The sequence below is a fragment of the Streptomyces sp. NPDC002868 genome (genome assembly GCF_055563295.1).
The window spans coordinates 825,177-839,327 of the sequence record NZ_JBVHDR010000002.1; the positions used below are offsets into that span (position 1 = coordinate 825,177).

At 65.3% G+C, this 14,151-nt stretch carries 27 protein-coding genes; all 27 read right to left on the reverse strand.

Annotation, left to right across the window (positions count from 1 at the left end; all coding sequences use genetic code 11):
- Nucleotides 1-15: 15 nt before the first annotated feature.
- The 27 genes from rpsK to rplC all read right to left on the reverse strand — a co-directional run bounded on the left by rpsK (nt 16) and on the right by rplC (nt 14,137).
- Complete coding sequence (rpsK, locus tag ACZ3H8_RS09670) at nt 16-420, reverse strand: 30S ribosomal protein S11 (RefSeq protein WP_003956432.1); 405 nt, start codon at nt 418-420, stop codon at nt 16-18.
- 65 nt (nt 421-485) lie between these two features.
- On the reverse strand, nt 486-866 hold the full coding sequence (gene rpsM / locus ACZ3H8_RS09675; protein ID WP_307661669.1) for a 30S ribosomal protein S13: 381 nt from the start codon (nt 864-866) through the stop codon (nt 486-488).
- 196 nt (nt 867-1,062) lie between these two features.
- The gene (gene rpmJ / locus ACZ3H8_RS09680; RefSeq protein ID WP_003956441.1) at nt 1,063-1,176 is read right to left on the reverse strand and encodes a 50S ribosomal protein L36; all 114 of its coding nucleotides are present in this window, start codon (nt 1,174-1,176) and stop codon (nt 1,063-1,065) included.
- A gap of 59 nt (nt 1,177-1,235) precedes the next feature.
- Nucleotides 1,236-1,457: a translation initiation factor IF-1 gene (gene infA, locus ACZ3H8_RS09685; RefSeq protein WP_003956442.1), complete on the reverse strand. Its 222-nt coding sequence runs from the start codon at nt 1,455-1,457 to the stop codon at nt 1,236-1,238.
- A gap of 159 nt (nt 1,458-1,616) precedes the next feature.
- Nucleotides 1,617-2,453, reverse strand: a complete 837-nt coding sequence (gene map / locus ACZ3H8_RS09690; protein WP_467399527.1) for a type I methionyl aminopeptidase — start codon at nt 2,451-2,453, stop codon at nt 1,617-1,619.
- A 108-nt stretch (nt 2,454-2,561) separates the two neighbouring features.
- Nucleotides 2,562-3,221: an adenylate kinase gene (locus tag ACZ3H8_RS09695; RefSeq protein WP_467399530.1), complete on the reverse strand. Its 660-nt coding sequence runs from the start codon at nt 3,219-3,221 to the stop codon at nt 2,562-2,564.
- Nucleotides 3,221-4,540 (reverse strand): preprotein translocase subunit SecY, encoded by a 1,320-nt coding sequence (gene secY / locus ACZ3H8_RS09700; RefSeq protein ID WP_307661672.1) that lies wholly within the window; start codon nt 4,538-4,540, stop codon nt 3,221-3,223. The genes ACZ3H8_RS09695 and secY overlap by 1 nt, the downstream gene beginning before the upstream one ends.
- Nucleotides 4,541-4,789: 249 nt before the next feature.
- Complete coding sequence (gene rplO / locus ACZ3H8_RS09705) at nt 4,790-5,245, reverse strand: 50S ribosomal protein L15 (protein ID WP_467399532.1); 456 nt, start codon at nt 5,243-5,245, stop codon at nt 4,790-4,792.
- Nucleotide 5,246: 1 nt separating this feature from the next.
- Nucleotides 5,247-5,429 (reverse strand): 50S ribosomal protein L30, encoded by a 183-nt coding sequence (rpmD, locus tag ACZ3H8_RS09710; RefSeq protein ID WP_307661673.1) that lies wholly within the window; start codon nt 5,427-5,429, stop codon nt 5,247-5,249.
- Nucleotides 5,429-6,031: a 30S ribosomal protein S5 gene (gene rpsE, locus ACZ3H8_RS09715; RefSeq protein ID WP_160506669.1), complete on the reverse strand. Its 603-nt coding sequence runs from the start codon at nt 6,029-6,031 to the stop codon at nt 5,429-5,431. The genes rpmD and rpsE overlap by 1 nt, the downstream gene beginning before the upstream one ends.
- Before the next feature lie 46 nt (nt 6,032-6,077).
- Entirely contained in the window at nt 6,078-6,461 is a 384-nt protein-coding gene (rplR, locus tag ACZ3H8_RS09720; RefSeq protein ID WP_389181113.1) for a 50S ribosomal protein L18, read from the reverse strand.
- A gap of 3 nt (nt 6,462-6,464) precedes the next feature.
- A complete protein-coding gene (rplF, locus tag ACZ3H8_RS09725) occupies nt 6,465-7,004 on the reverse strand; it encodes a 50S ribosomal protein L6 (protein WP_307661674.1) in 540 nt (179 codons plus the stop codon).
- A 21-nt stretch (nt 7,005-7,025) separates the two neighbouring features.
- Entirely contained in the window at nt 7,026-7,424 is a 399-nt protein-coding gene (rpsH, locus tag ACZ3H8_RS09730; protein WP_307661675.1) for a 30S ribosomal protein S8, read from the reverse strand.
- A gap of 210 nt (nt 7,425-7,634) precedes the next feature.
- The gene (locus ACZ3H8_RS09735) at nt 7,635-7,820 is read right to left on the reverse strand and encodes a type Z 30S ribosomal protein S14 (protein WP_099500629.1); all 186 of its coding nucleotides are present in this window, start codon (nt 7,818-7,820) and stop codon (nt 7,635-7,637) included.
- A 5-nt stretch (nt 7,821-7,825) separates the two neighbouring features.
- Entirely contained in the window at nt 7,826-8,383 is a 558-nt protein-coding gene (rplE, locus tag ACZ3H8_RS09740; protein ID WP_307661676.1) for a 50S ribosomal protein L5, read from the reverse strand.
- Entirely contained in the window at nt 8,383-8,706 is a 324-nt protein-coding gene (rplX, locus tag ACZ3H8_RS09745) for a 50S ribosomal protein L24 (protein WP_142214201.1), read from the reverse strand. Before rplX ends, rplE begins: the two co-directional genes overlap by 1 nt.
- 2 nt (nt 8,707-8,708) lie before the next feature.
- Entirely contained in the window at nt 8,709-9,077 is a 369-nt protein-coding gene (gene rplN, locus ACZ3H8_RS09750) for a 50S ribosomal protein L14 (protein WP_008739701.1), read from the reverse strand.
- A gap of 94 nt (nt 9,078-9,171) precedes the next feature.
- Nucleotides 9,172-9,456: a 30S ribosomal protein S17 gene (gene rpsQ, locus ACZ3H8_RS09755; RefSeq protein ID WP_307661677.1), complete on the reverse strand. Its 285-nt coding sequence runs from the start codon at nt 9,454-9,456 to the stop codon at nt 9,172-9,174.
- Nucleotides 9,456-9,680, reverse strand: coding sequence for a 50S ribosomal protein L29 (gene rpmC / locus ACZ3H8_RS09760; RefSeq protein WP_017949657.1), 225 nt, complete (start codon nt 9,678-9,680; stop codon nt 9,456-9,458). Before rpmC ends, rpsQ begins: the two co-directional genes overlap by 1 nt.
- Nucleotides 9,680-10,099, reverse strand: coding sequence for a 50S ribosomal protein L16 (gene rplP, locus ACZ3H8_RS09765; protein ID WP_014047785.1), 420 nt, complete (start codon nt 10,097-10,099; stop codon nt 9,680-9,682). The genes rpmC and rplP overlap by 1 nt, the downstream gene beginning before the upstream one ends.
- A gap of 5 nt (nt 10,100-10,104) precedes the next feature.
- Nucleotides 10,105-10,956: a 30S ribosomal protein S3 gene (gene rpsC / locus ACZ3H8_RS09770; RefSeq protein ID WP_307661679.1), complete on the reverse strand. Its 852-nt coding sequence runs from the start codon at nt 10,954-10,956 to the stop codon at nt 10,105-10,107.
- Entirely contained in the window at nt 10,956-11,303 is a 348-nt protein-coding gene (gene rplV, locus ACZ3H8_RS09775) for a 50S ribosomal protein L22 (protein WP_004571827.1), read from the reverse strand. Before rplV ends, rpsC begins: the two co-directional genes overlap by 1 nt.
- Nucleotides 11,304-11,343: 40 nt before the next feature.
- Entirely contained in the window at nt 11,344-11,625 is a 282-nt protein-coding gene (rpsS, locus tag ACZ3H8_RS09780; protein WP_127356386.1) for a 30S ribosomal protein S19, read from the reverse strand.
- A 12-nt stretch (nt 11,626-11,637) separates the two neighbouring features.
- The gene (rplB, locus tag ACZ3H8_RS09785) at nt 11,638-12,474 is read right to left on the reverse strand and encodes a 50S ribosomal protein L2 (protein ID WP_307661680.1); all 837 of its coding nucleotides are present in this window, start codon (nt 12,472-12,474) and stop codon (nt 11,638-11,640) included.
- A 39-nt stretch (nt 12,475-12,513) separates the two neighbouring features.
- Nucleotides 12,514-12,837: a 50S ribosomal protein L23 gene (gene rplW, locus ACZ3H8_RS09790; RefSeq protein ID WP_398991176.1), complete on the reverse strand. Its 324-nt coding sequence runs from the start codon at nt 12,835-12,837 to the stop codon at nt 12,514-12,516.
- Nucleotides 12,837-13,487 (reverse strand): 50S ribosomal protein L4, encoded by a 651-nt coding sequence (gene rplD, locus ACZ3H8_RS09795; RefSeq protein WP_467399549.1) that lies wholly within the window; start codon nt 13,485-13,487, stop codon nt 12,837-12,839. The genes rplW and rplD overlap by 1 nt, the downstream gene beginning before the upstream one ends.
- Nucleotides 13,488-13,492: 5 nt before the next feature.
- On the reverse strand, nt 13,493-14,137 hold the full coding sequence (rplC, locus tag ACZ3H8_RS09800) for a 50S ribosomal protein L3 (RefSeq protein WP_307661683.1): 645 nt from the start codon (nt 14,135-14,137) through the stop codon (nt 13,493-13,495).
- Nucleotides 14,138-14,151 lie beyond the last annotated feature (14 nt).

The following is a 14,151-nucleotide window of genomic DNA, read 5'->3' on the forward strand; positions in this document are numbered from 1 at the left end:
GTCACGCACCTGAGGTCAGACGCGCCTGCGCTTCGGGGGGCGGCAGCCGTTGTGCGGGGTGGGGGTGACGTCCTGGATCGAACCGACCTCGAGGCCCGTGGCCTGGAGGGAGCGGATCGCGGTCTCACGGCCGGAGCCGGGACCCTTGACGAAGACGTCGACCTTGCGCATGCCGTGCTCCTGCGCGCGGCGGGCGGCCGACTCGGCGGCCATCTGCGCGGCGAAGGGGGTGGACTTGCGCGAGCCCTTGAAGCCGACGTGGCCGGCGGAGGCCCAGGAGATCACGTTGCCCGAGGGGTCCGTGATCGAGACGATCGTGTTGTTGAACGTGCTCTTGATGTGGGCGTGCCCGTGAGCGACGTTCTTCTTTTCCTTGCGGCGCACCTTCTTGGCAGCGCCCTGACGACCCTTGGGGGGCATCTATTACTCCTACGGGAGGTGGTCGGTCCTACAGCGAAGACCGCTGATGAGCGTCCGGCTGAGGACTACTTCTTGCCCGGCTTCTTCTTACCGGCGATGGCGCGACGCGGGCCCTTGCGGGTACGAGCGTTCGTGCTGGTGCGCTGACCGTGGACCGGCAGGCCACGGCGGTGCCGCAGACCCTGGTAGCAGCCGATCTCGATCTTGCGGCGAATGTCGGCCTGGACCTCGCGACGGAGGTCACCCTCGGTCTTGAGGTTGGCGTCCACGTACTCGCGGAGCTTGACCAGGTCCTCTTCGGGCAGATCACGAACGCGGGTGTTGGGGTCGACACCGGTGGCCGCAAGGGCTTCCTTGGACCGGGTACGCCCGATGCCGAAGACGTAGGTGAGGGCGATCTCGACGCGCTTTTCGCGCGGGAGGTCAACGCCGGAAAGGCGTGCCATTCATGGCTCCTGTTTAATTTCGGAGGTCTTCCGCAGAGCCATTCCGTGGCCGCCGACCCTTAGTGAAAAAGGAGGGTGGTACGGACCAGGTCCCCGGCCTCCACCGGGGGTATCGCCAGCCGAAGCCAGGCGGGATCTGCGTATGTACTTACTTACGTGCGTCGCCCGAAGAACTGCGAGTGCAAAAGGTCGTGCGTCAGCCCTGGCGCTGCTTGTGGCGCAGGTTGTCGCAGATGACCATGACCCGGCCGTGACGGCGGATCACCTTGCACTTGTCGCAGATCTTCTTGACGCTCGGCTTGACCTTCATGGGATGTGAGGTTCTCCGGGTCAGTGCCGGCACCCCACGGAATGGGGTGACGACAAGATCTACTTGTACCGGTAGACGATCCGGCCACGCGTCAGGTCGTACGGAGAGAGCTCCACGACGACCCGGTCGTCCGGGAGGATACGGATGTAGTGCATCCGCATCTTGCCGGAGATGTGCGCGAGGACTTTGTGACCGTTCTGGAGTTCCACCTTGAACATCGCGTTCGGGAGGGACTCGATCACGGTGCCCTCAATTTCGATGGCACCTTGCTTCTTGGCCACGCTTCGCCCTTCGAATCGGCTACCTTGATCGACTCGCGCGGCCGCATGGAGACACACGGGTACACAAGAGCCGACGCATCAGTCTACGACAGGCCACTCGAAAAGACGAATCCGGCAAGTCTGCCCACCGACGGAGATCCTTAAGCGGCGGCGAGGGGGTCAGGCCAGCGGGTCCGGGGCCGCGGTGATGCCCAGTTCCGCCAGCTTCGCCCTGCCGCCATCAGGAGACGTGAGGACCAGCGGGCCCTCCTCCGTCAGCGCCACCGAGTGCTCCCAGTGCGAGGACCAGGTCCCATCCGTCGTGATGACCGTCCAGTCGTCCTGGAGGACCTCGGTGTGCGGGGTGCCGAGCGAGACCATCGGCTCGATCGCCAGGCAGAAGCCCGGGACCAGCTTCGGGCCCTTGCCGCGCTTGCGCGTGACGTAGTTCAGCAGGTGCGGGTCCATGTGCATCTCGGTGCCGATGCCGTGGCCGCCGTACTCCTCGATGATCCCGTACCGGCCACCACCCGGCTTCGGCTGGCGGCGGATGTACGTCTCGATCGCACGCGAGACGTCCACCAGCCGGTTGCCGTTCTTCATCGCGGCGATGCCGGCCCACATCGACTCCTCGGTGACCCGGGAGAGCTCGATCAGCTCCGGAGGGTGCCCCGTGCCCACGAACGCGGTGAAGGCCGCGTCCCCGTGCCAGCCGTCGATGATCGCGCCGGCGTCGACCGAGATGATGTCGCCGTCCTTGAGGACGGTCTTCTCGTCCGGGATGCCGTGCACGACAACCTCGTTCACCGACGTGCAGATGGTCGCGGGGAACCCGCCGTACCCCAGGAAGTTCGACTTCGCACCGTGGTCGTCGATCACCTTGCGGGCGACCTCGTCCAGATCCTTGGTGGTGGCGCCGGGCACCGCCGCCTCGCGGGTCGCCGCGTGGATCGCGGCGACGACCAGCCCCGCCTCTCGCATCTTCGCGATCTGCTCCGGGGTCTTGATCTGCACCATTGCCTTGCCTTCCACCTCTGACGTGTCTCTGCTCAACAGTACGGCCGCGGCGCCCATCGGACACCGCGGCCGTACTGAAGGTACTGCTGGGGTACTACGGAGTACTGCTCAGTCCTCGCGGGACTTCTTGAGCGCGTCCATCGCCCGCTGGGTCACCTCATTGACCTTGCCCAGCGCGGAGATCGTGACCACCAGGCCCTGGGCCTTGTAGTAGTCGATGATCGGCTCGGTCTGCGTGTGGTAGACCTCGAGCCGCCTGCGCACCGTCTCCTCGGAGTCGTCGTCACGCTGGTACAGCTCGCCGCCGCAGATGTCACAGACACCCTCGGTCTTCGGCGGGGAGTACGTCACATGGAAGACGTGGCTCGAGTCGTTGCGGCAGATGCGGCGGCCCGCGATCCGCTTCACGACCTCGTCCTCGGGGACCTCCAGGTCGAGCACCGCGTCCAGCGTCATGTCTTCGGCCTTCAGCATCGCGTCGAGCGCTTCGGCCTGCGAGACATTGCGCGGGAAGCCGTCGAGCAGGAAGCCGTTCGCGGCGTCCGGCTGTTCCATCCGGTCCTTGGCCATCGCGATGGTGACCTCGTCGGGCACCAGCTCTCCAGCGTCCATGTAGGCCTTGGCCTGTACGCCGAGCTCCGTGCCCTGGCTGATGTTGGCGCGGAAGAGGTCGCCCGTGGAGATGTGCGGGATCGACAGGTTCTTGGCAAGGTACGCAGCCTGCGTTCCCTTGCCGGCACCGGGCGGTCCGACGAGGACGATTCGCATCAGCGGAGGAACCCTTCGTAATTGCGCTGCTGGAGCTGGCTCTCGATCTGCTTCACGGTCTCCAGACCCACACCCACGATGATGAGGATGCTCGTCCCGCCGAACGGGAAGTTCTGGTTCGCGCCGCCGAAGCCTGCCAACGCCATCGTCGGGACAAGAGCAATCAGACCCAGGTACAGCGAGCCCGGCCAAGTGATCCTGTTGAGCACGTAGCTCAGATACTCGGCAGTAGGTCGACCTGCCCGGATACCCGGGATGAAGCCACCATACTTCTTCATGTTGTCCGCGACTTCCTCGGGGTTGAACGAGATCGCCACATAGAAGAAGGCGAAGAACACGATCAACAGGAAGTACGTGGCGATGTAGTACGGGTGGTCACCCTTGACGAAGTGCTGCTCAATCCATGTCTTCCAGCCCGAAGTGCCACTGCTGAACTGCGCGACCAGCGCCGGGATGTAGAGCAGCGACGAGGCGAAGATGACGGGAATCACACCCGCCTGGTTCACCTTGAGCGGGATGTATGTGGACGTACCGCCGTACGACCGCCGCCCGATCATGCGCTTCGCGTACTGCACCGGGATACGGCGCTGAGCCTGCTCGACGAAGACGACCAGGGCGACCATTACAAAGCCGATCAGGATGACCGTGCTGAACTCGATCCAGCCCTTGGCGAGCTTGCCGCTCTCCTTGATGGCCCACAGGGCGCCCGGGAAGCCGGCGGCGATCGAGATGAACATCAGGATCGACATGCCGTTGCCGATACCGCGGTCGGTGATGAGCTCACCGAGCCACATGACGGCCGCGGTGCCCGCGGTCATGGTGACGACCATGACAATGGTCGTGTAGATCGACCGGTCCGGAACGATCTGGTCGGCGACTGTGCAGCCGCTGAAGAGCGCACCACTGCGGGCCGTTGCCACCAGGCCGGTGCCCTGCAGCACGGCGAGGGCGACAGTCAGGTATCGCGTGTACTGCGTGATCTTCGCGGTGCCGGCCGAACCCTCCTTCTTGAGGGCCTCCAGCCGCGGAATGACCACGGTCAGCAGCTGCAGGATGATGCTCGCCGTGATGTACGGCATGATGCCCAGCGCAAAGATGGTGATCTGCAGCAGCGCCCCGCCACTGAACATGTTCACCAGGCCGAACAGGCTGTTGTTGCCCTTCTGGGCCGCGTCCACACAGATCTGTACGTTCTGGTAGCTGACGCCTGGGACCGGAATATGGGACCCCAGCCGGTACAGCACGATGATGGCGAGTGTGAAGAGCAGCTTCTTGCGCAGGTCGGGCGTCTTGAACGCCCGGGCGAACGCGGTGAGCACGGTGCCTCCTGCGACCCCCGCGCTACTGCGTCAGAGGTGACGGTATTGAGGATCGACGAATACGTAACAGGCAATCCGCACGATCTTAGTCGGACAGACCGCGCGGCCGGGGGCAGAACCCCCTTTGTTTACAGCAACAGTGCACGCCACCTTACCGGCGGAAGTGCCCCCCTAGGAACGACCAACCGGGGATGCCCCATTTGAGAGGCATCCCCGGTCGGTTTTCAGCTTTCAGCCATCGAACTCGTCTCAGACGAGCTCGGTGACGGTGCCGCCGGCAGCGGCAATCTTCTCCTTGGCGGAACCGGAGACGGCGTCAACCGTCACCTGCAGCGCCACGGAGATCTCGCCCTGGCCAAGGACCTTGACGAGGCTGTTCTTACGAACCGCACCCTTGTCGACCAGATCGGCCACAGTGACCTCGCCACCCTGCGGGTAGAGCGTGGCCAGCTTGTCCAGGTTCACGACCTGGTACTCGGTACGGAACGGGTTCTTGAAGCCCTTGAGCTTCGGGAGCCGCATGTGGAGGGGCATCTGCCCACCCTCGAAGCGCTCCGGAACCTGGTAGCGGGCCTTGGTGCCCTTGGTGCCACGACCGGCGGTCTTACCCTTGGACGCCTCACCACGACCCACACGGGTCTTGGCGGTCTTGGCGCCCGGGGCGGGCCGGAGGTTGTGGACCTTCAGCGGGTTGTTCTCCGCCATGTCAGTCGACCTCCTCAACCGTGACGAGGTGGCGGACGGTGTGCACCATGCCGCGGAACTCGGGACGGTCCTCCTTGACAACCACGTCGTTCAGGCGCTTGAGCCCGAGCGAACGCAGGGTGTCGCGGTGGTTCTGCTTAGTACCGATGTACGACTTCGTCTGCGTGATCTTGAGACGGGCCATTACGCACCCGCTCCCGCACGTGCACGAAGCAGAGCCGCGGGGGCGACGTCCTCGAGGGGCAGACCACGGCGAGCCGCGATCTCCTCGGGACGCTGCAGGCCCTTGAGGGCCGCCACGGTCGCGTGCACGATGTTGATCGCGTTGGACGAGCCGAGCGACTTCGACAGGATGTCGTGAACGCCGGCGCACTCGAGCACCGCACGCACCGGGCCACCGGCGATAACGCCGGTACCGGGGGAAGCAGGCTTGAGCAGGACGACGCCCGCGGCCTTCTCGCCCGTGATCGGGTGCGGGATGGTGCCCTGGATACGCGGAACCTTGAAGAAGTTCTTCTTGGCCTCTTCAACGCCCTTGGCGATGGCCGCGGGAACTTCCTTGGCCTTGCCGTATCCGACACCTACGGTGCCGTCACCGTCGCCCACCACGACCAGCGCGGTGAAGCTGAAGCGGCGACCACCCTTGACAACCTTGGCAACGCGGTTGATCGCGACAACGCGCTCAACATAAGCGGTCTTCTCGGCGGCAGCGCCACCGTCGCGACCCTTCCGGTCCCGCCGCTCGCCGCCACCGGCACCGCTTCCGCGGCGCTGGGGTCCAGCCATTGGATTTACCTCTCTCTGTTACGTCCGTTAGTCCCGGAACCGGGGCTTAGAACTTCAGCCCGGCTTCGCGGGCGGCGTCAGCCAGAGCGGCAATGCGCCCGGCGTACCTGTTGCCACCACGGTCGAACACGACGGTCTCGATGCCGGCAGCCTTCGCACGCTCGGCGACAAGCGCGCCGACCTGCTTGGCCTGGGCGCTCTTGTCGCCCTCGCCACCACGAATCGAGGTGTCCAGGGTCGACGCCGACGCGAGCGTGTGGCCCGCGATGTCGTCGATGACCTGCGCAACGATGTTGCGGTTGGAGCGCGTCACGACCAGGCGCGGACGTACCGGCGTGCCGGAGACGTGCTTGCGGACGCGGATGTGGCGGCGCTTGATGGCAGCGCGCTTGTACGCGTCGCCCTTGGCAATCTTTACACCGTATGCCATGGCTTACTTACCCGCCTTTCCGACCTTGCGGCGGATGACCTCGCCGGCGTACTTGACACCCTTGGCCTTGTACGGGTCGGGCTTCCGCAGCTTGCGGATGTTCGCGGCGACCTCGCCGACCTTCTGCTTGTCGATGCCCTCGACCGAGAACTTGGTCGGCGACTCGACCTTGAAGGAGATGCCCTCGGGCGCCTCCACCAGGATCGAGTGGCTGTAACCGAGCTGGAACTCCAGGTTGGAGCCCTTCGCGGCAACGCGGTAACCGACACCGCTGATCTCGAGCGCCTTGACGTACCCCTGGGTCACGCCGGTGATCATGTTCGCCACCAGCGTGCGGGACAGGCCGTGGAGGGCCTTGTTCTGACGCTCGTCGTTCGGGCGCAGCACCTTCAGGGTGCCGTCCTCGCCCTTGGTGACCTCGATCGGCGCGGCGACGGTGTGCGAGAGGGAACCCTTGGGGCCCTTCACCGCGACCGTGCGGCCATCGATGGTGACGTCCACACCGGCGGGAACCTGGATGGGGAGCTTGCCGATTCGCGACATTAGCTTTTCCTCCGTTCCCGACTACCAGACGTAGGCGAGGACTTCCCCACCCACGCCCTTCTTCTGCGCCTGCTGGCCGGTCAGGAGACCGTGGGACGTGGAGATGATCGCCACGCCCAGGCCGCCGAGAACCTTCGGCAGGCTGGTGGACTTCGCGTACACGCGCAGACCCGGCTTGGAAATGCGCTTGATGCCGGCGATCGAACGCTCGCGGTTCGGGCCGAACTTCAGCTCCAGGACGAGGTTCTTGCCGACTTCGGCGTCCTCGACCTTCCAGCCGGTGATGAAGCCCTCCTGCTGGAGGATCTCCGCGATGTGCGACTTGATCTTGCTGTGCGGCATCACGACGGAGTCGTGGTATGCCGAGTTCGCGTTACGCAGACGCGTGAGCATGTCTGCGATGGGATCAGTCATGGTCATGAATTGGCCTTCGGCCTCTCTCGCCGGGGTTTCCTGTATGCGCCATCCCTCTCCCCACTCAGTGGCGGGACGGGTGCGGTGCGGGGACCTACGGCGTAGTAAGTCGGTCAGGGCGACGGGCGCCCAACCCCACAAGCCTACGGCATGTGAGGGAGGGCTCCCGCCGACCAGATACTTACCGAGAGCCTCCGGTAATTCCCAAGAAGGGAATTACCAGGAGCTCTTGGTCACGCCCGGCAGCTCGCCACGGTGAGCCATCTCACGAAGGCACACGCGGCACAGGCCGAACTTGCGGTAGACGGAGTGCGGACGGCCACAGCGCTGGCAGCGGGTGTAGGCGCGCACACCGAACTTGGGCTTACGAGCAGCTTTGGCAACAAGAGCCTTCTTCGCCATCTCGCTTACGCCTCCTTGAACGGGAAGCCGAGGTGACGAAGGAGCGCGCGGCCCTCAGCGTCGTTGGTCGCCGTGGTGACCACGGTGATGTCCATACCCCGGACGCGGTCGATCTTGTCCTGGTCGATCTCGTGGAACATGACCTGCTCCGTGAGACCGAAGGTGTAGTTGCCACGGCCGTCGAACTGCTTGGGGGACAGACCACGGAAGTCGCGGATGCGCGGAAGCGCGAGCGACAGTGTGCGGTCCAGGAACTCCCACATGCGGTCGCCACGAAGCGTGACGTGGGCACCGATCGGCTGGCCCTCACGCAGCTTGAACTGCGCGATGGACTTACGGGCCTTGGTGACGGCCGGCTTCTGGCCGGTGATCGTGGTGAGGTCGCGAATCGCGCCATCGATCAGCTTGGAGTCGCGGGCGGCGTCGCCCACACCCATGTTGACCACGATCTTGACGAGGCCGGGAATCTGCATGACGTTCTCGTACGAGAACTCCTCACGCAGCTTGCCCGCGATCTCCTCGCGGTACTTCGTCTTCAGACGCGGAGTGGTGGTGGTAGCCATCAGATGTCCTCACCCGTCCGCTTGGCAACGCGGATCTTGTTGCCTTCGTCGTCGAAGCGGTAACCGACGCGCGTGACGACCTTGTTGCCGTCCTTCTCCACGACGAGCTGAACGTTGCTCACGTGAACAGGGGCCTCAGTCGTGACAATGCCACCGGTCTGCGAACCGCGAGCGGTCTGGCCGGCCTTGGTGTGCTTCTTGACCCGGTTGACACCCTCGACCAGGACGCGGTCCTCGCGGGGGAAGGCCGCGATGACCTTGCCCTGCTTGCCCTTGTCCTTGCCGGTGATGACCTGAACCAGGTCGCCCTTCTTGATCTTCATGCTTACAGCACCTCCGGCGCGAGCGAGATGATCTTCATGAACTTCTTCTCGCGCAGCTCACGGCCCACCGGGCCGAAGATACGGGTGCCCCGAGGGTCGCCGTCGTTCTTCAGAATGACGGCGGCGTTCTCGTCGAAGCGGATGTACGAGCCGTCCTGGCGGCGGCGCTCCTTGACGGTGCGAACGATGACCGCCTTGACGACGTCACCCTTCTTCACGTTGCCACCGGGGATCGCGTCCTTGACGGTGGCGACGATGACGTCACCGATGCCCGCGTAGCGGCGACCGGAACCACCGAGAACACGGATGCAAAGGATCTCCTTGGCACCAGTGTTGTCGGCGATACGCAGTCGCGACTCCTGCTGGATCACGTCTATCTCCTGATCGTCTGCCGGTTCCCGGCAGGGGCACCTGGGTGCCCCTGCCGAGCCTGGCGGAACTGTCCTGAGGGAAACCCCTCAGGGATTACTTGGCCTTCTCGAGGATCTCGACGATGCGCCAGCGCTTGGTCGCCGACAGCGGACGCGTCTCCATGATGAGGACGCGGTCGCCGACGCCGGCAGCGTTCTGCTCGTCGTGCGCCTTGAGCTTGTTGGTACGGCGGATGACCTTGCCGTACAGCGCGTGCTTCACACGGTCCTCGACAGCGACGACGACGGTCTTGTCCATCTTGTCGCTGACGACCAGACCCTCACGGGTCTTGCGGAAACCGCGGTCAGTGTTGGTCTCAGTCACATTGCTCTCGCTCATCAGGCGCTCTCCACCGTCTCGATGCCCAGCTCGCGCTCACGCATGAGGGTGTAGATCCGCGCGATGTCCTTGCGGACGGCCTTGAGCCGGCCGTGGTTCTCGAGCTGACCGGTCGCCGCCTGGAAGCGGAGGTTGAACAGCTCTTCCTTGGCCTCGCGAAGCTTGGCAACAAGCTCCTCGTTGCCCAGCTCGCGCAGCTCGGACGCCTTGGTACCGGCCGACATCACGACTCACCTGCCTCGCGCCGAACGATCCGGCACTTCATCGGAAGCTTGTGAGCAGCGCGGGTAAGCGCCTCACGCGCAATCTTCTCGTTCGGGTAGGACAGCTCGAACATCACCCGACCGGGCTTGACGTTCGCGATCCACCACTCAGGGGAACCCTTACCGGAACCCATGCGGGTCTCGGCAGGCTTCTTGGTCAGCGGGCGGTCCGGGTAGATGTTGATCCAGACCTTGCCGCCACGCTTGATGTGGCGGGTCATCGCGATACGAGCCGCCTCGATCTGGCGGTTGGTCACGTACGCCGGAGTGAGGGCCTGAATGCCGTACTCGCCGAACGCAACCTGCGTACCACCCTTGGACATACCGCTGCGCTTCGGGTGGTGCTGCTTGCGGTGCTTGACCCTACGGGGGATCAGCATTTCGGTCAGGCCTCCGTTCCGGTGCTCTCAGCAGCCGGAGCAGCGGCAGCGGCGGGAGCCTCGGCCTTGGGGGCCTCGGCTGCCGGCGCAGACTGCTGCGGCTTGCGACCACCGCGGCCGCCCCGCTCGCCACCACGACCGCCACGGCCACCGGCCGGACGGTCGCCGGCGCCACCACGGGCCGGGCGGTTACCCGCACGGGCCGCAGCGTTCTCGGCGCGGACCTCGGCGATGTTCTTGACGTCGCCCTTGTAGATCCAGACCTTCACACCGATACGGCCGAAGGTCGTCTTGGCCTCGAAGAAGCCGTAGTCGACGTTCGCGCGGAGCGTGTGCAGGGGCACACGGCCCTCGCGGTAGAACTCCGAGCGGGACATCTCGGCGCCGCCGAGACGGCCACCGCACTGGATCTTGATGCCCTTGGCGCCGGCCTTCATCGTGCCCTGCATGCTCTTACGCATGGCGCGACGGAAGGAGACGCGGGAGGAGAGCTGCTCGGCGACGGCCTGGGCCACCAGCTGAGCGTCCACCTCGGGGTTCTTGACCTCGAGGATGTTCAGCTGGACCTGCTTGCCGGTCAGCTTCTCCAGCTCGCCGCGGATGCGGTCGGCTTCGGCGCCACGGCGACCGATGACGATGCCCGGGCGGGCGGTGTGGATGTCAACGCGGACGCGGTCGCGGGTGCGCTCGATCTCAACCTTCGAGATACCGGCTCGCTCCATGCCCTTCGTCATCATGCGACGAATGGCGACGTCTTCCTTGACGTAGTCCTTGTACAGCTTGTCGGCGTACCAACGGGACTTGAAGTCCGTGGTGATGCCGAGCCGGAACCCATGCGGGTTAACCTTCTGGCCCATTACCGGGTTCCTTCCTTGCTGCTGACGACCACGGTGATGTGGCTGGTCCGCTTACGGATCCGGTAGGCACGGCCCTGAGCACGCGGACGGAACCGCTTCAGGGTCGGGCCCTCGTCCACGTACGCCTCGCTGATGACCAGCGAAGAGGCGTCGGTGTGGTCGTAGTTGTGTGCAGCGTTGGCAATGGCGCTGTCAAGCACCTTGCCAACCGGCACGCTCGCGGCCTGCGGGGCGAAACGCAGGACCGCCTGAGCCTCCGTGGCATCCATGCCACGGATGAGGTCCACCACTCGGCGGGCCTTCATGGGCGTGACGCGGATGTACCGCGCCTGGGCCCTGGCTTCCATGGTTGTCCCTTCGGTGTAAGTCATAGTCAGTCACCCCGCGTTAGCGGCGCTTCGACTTCCGGTCGTCCTTGACGTGGCCGCGGAAGGTGCGAGTCGGCGAGAACTCGCCGAGCTTGTGGCCGACCATCGACTCGGTGACGAACACCGGGACATGGATCTTGCCGTTGTGCACCGCGATCGTGTGGCCGAGCATGGCCGGGATGATCATCGAGCGACGGGACCAGGTCTTGATGACGTTCTTGGTGCCGGCTTCGTTCTGGACATCCACCTTCTTGATGAGGTGGTCGTCGACGAAGGGCCCCTTCTTGAGACTGCGCGGCATCTAAACCCGCTCCTAGCGCTTCTTGTTCGTCTTGCGGCGGCGGACGATGTACTTGCTGGACGCCTTCTTCGGCGAGCGAGTACGACCCTCCTTCTGACCCCACGGGCTGACCGGGTGGCGACCACCGGAGGTCTTGCCCTCACCACCACCGTGCGGGTGGTCGACCGGGTTCATGGCGACACCGCGGACGGTCGGGCGAACGCCCTTCCACCGCAGACGGCCGGCCTTGCCCCAGTTGATGTTCGACTGCTCGGCGTTGCCGACCTCGCCGATGGTGGCGCGGCAGCGGACGTCGACCAGGCGGATCTCACCCGACGGCATACGAAGGTGGGCCATGGAGCCCTCCTTCGCCAGCAGCTGCACGGAGGCACCCGCGGAGCGGGCGAACTTCGCGCCGCCGCCGGGCCGCAGCTCGATGGCGTGGATGGTCGTACCGACCGGGATGTTGCGCAGCGCCAGGTTGTTGCCGGGCTTGATGTCGGCGGCCGGGCCGTTCTCGACACGGTCGCCCTGCGACAGGCCACGCGGCGCGATGATGTAGCGCTTCTCGCCGTCTGCGTAGTGCAGGAGCGCGATGCGCGCGGTGCGGTTCGGGTCGTACTCGATGTGAGCGACCTTGGCCGGAACGCCGTCCTTGTCGTGACGACGGAAGTCGATCAGGCGGTAGGCGCGCTTGTGGCCACCGCCCTGGTGACGGACGGTCACACGACCGGTGTTGTTACGGCCGCCCTTGCTGTGCAGGGGGCGGACCAGCGACTTCTCCGGCGTGGACCGCGTGATCTCGACAAAGTCGGCGACGCTGGAGCCACGACGGCCCGGGGTCGTCGGCTTGTACTTGCGGATACCCATTTCTCAGTCCTCGTCCGATTCCGGACGACTCGACCTCCGTCAGGAGGTCGGGCCGCCGAAGATGTCGATTCGGTCGCCCTCAGCGAGGGTCACGATGGCGCGCTTGGTGTTGGCGCGCTTGCCGAAACCGGTGCGGGTGCGCTTGCGCTTGCCCTGACGGTTGATCGTGTTGACCCCGGTGACCTTGACCGAGAAGACCGCCTCGACGGCCTGCTTGATCTGGGTCTTGTTGGAGCCGGGCGCGACGATGAACGTGTACTTGTTCTCGTCGAGCAGGGCGTAGCTCTTCTCGGAGACAACCGGCTTGACGAGAACGTCGCGCGGGTCCGAGAAGGTCTTGCTGGTTACGGTCGCCTCAGACATCAGGCGTCGCTCCCTTCGGTCTCATCGGCCTTGGGACCAGACACGAAGGACTCGAAGGCGGCCTTGGTGAAGACCACGTCGTCCGAGACGAGCACGTCGTACGTGTTCAGCTGGCCCGGCTCCAGGAGGTGCACCTGGGGCAGGTTGCGGGCGGAGAGCCACGCGGCCTCGTCGGCCCGCTCGACGACCAGGAGCACGTGCTTGCGCTCACTGATCTTGCCCAGCAGGGTCTTCGCGGCCTTGGTGGAGACCTCACCCTCGATCACGCCGGTGACGACGTGGATACGGGAGTTGCGGGCCCGGTCGGTGAGGGCACCGCGCAGGGCGGCGGCCTTCATCTTCTTCGGGGTCCGCTGCGAGTAGTCACGCGGCGTGGGGCCGTGGACAACGCCACCGCCGGCGAACTGCGGCGCACGGGTCGAACCCTGGCGCGCGCGGCCGGTGCCCTTCTGGCGGTAAGGCTTCTTGCCACCACCACGGACCTCGCCACGGCGCTTGACCTTGTGCGTGCCCTGACGGGCGGCGGCCAGCTGCGCGACGACGACCTGGTGGAGCAGCGGGATGCTGATCTTGGCGTCGAAGATCTCGGCCGGGAGCTCGACGGTCCCGGACTTGTCGCCGGAGGGCGACAGAATGTCAATGGTGCTCATAGTCCTCAGACCCCCTTGGCCGCAGTGCGGACCAGGACGAGGCCGCCGTTCGGACCAGGAACCGCGCCCTTGATGAGCAGCAGGCCCTTCTCCGCGTCAACCGCGTGGATGGTCAGGTTCTGGGTGGTGACCCGCTCGTTACCCATGCGGCCCGCCATGCGCATGCCCTTGAAGACACGCCCAGGGGTGGCGCAGCCACCGATGGAACCGGGCGAGCGGTGCTTGCGCTGGGTACCGTGACCGGCGCCGAGGCCCTTGAAGTTGTGACGCTTCATGACACCGGCGAAGCCCTTGCCCTTGCTCTTGCCCGTGACGTCGACCTTGACGCCGGACTCGAACACCTCGGCAGTGATCTCCTGGCCGAGCGTGTACTCGCTGGCGTCGGAGGTACGGAGCTCCACCAGGTGGCGGCGCGGGGTTACGTCGGCCTTGGCGAAGTGACCCTTGAGGGGCTTGTTCACCTTGCGCGGGTCGATCTCGCCGAAGGCGATCTGGACCGACTCGTAGCCGTCGGAGTCATTCGTACGGACCTGGGTCACAACGTTCGGACCGGCCTTGACCACGGTGACCGGGACGACACGGTTGTTCTCGTCCCAGACCTGGGTCATGCCGAGCTTCTCGCCCAGGATGCCCTTGATCTGCTTAGCCATCTCTTCCGCGCCTC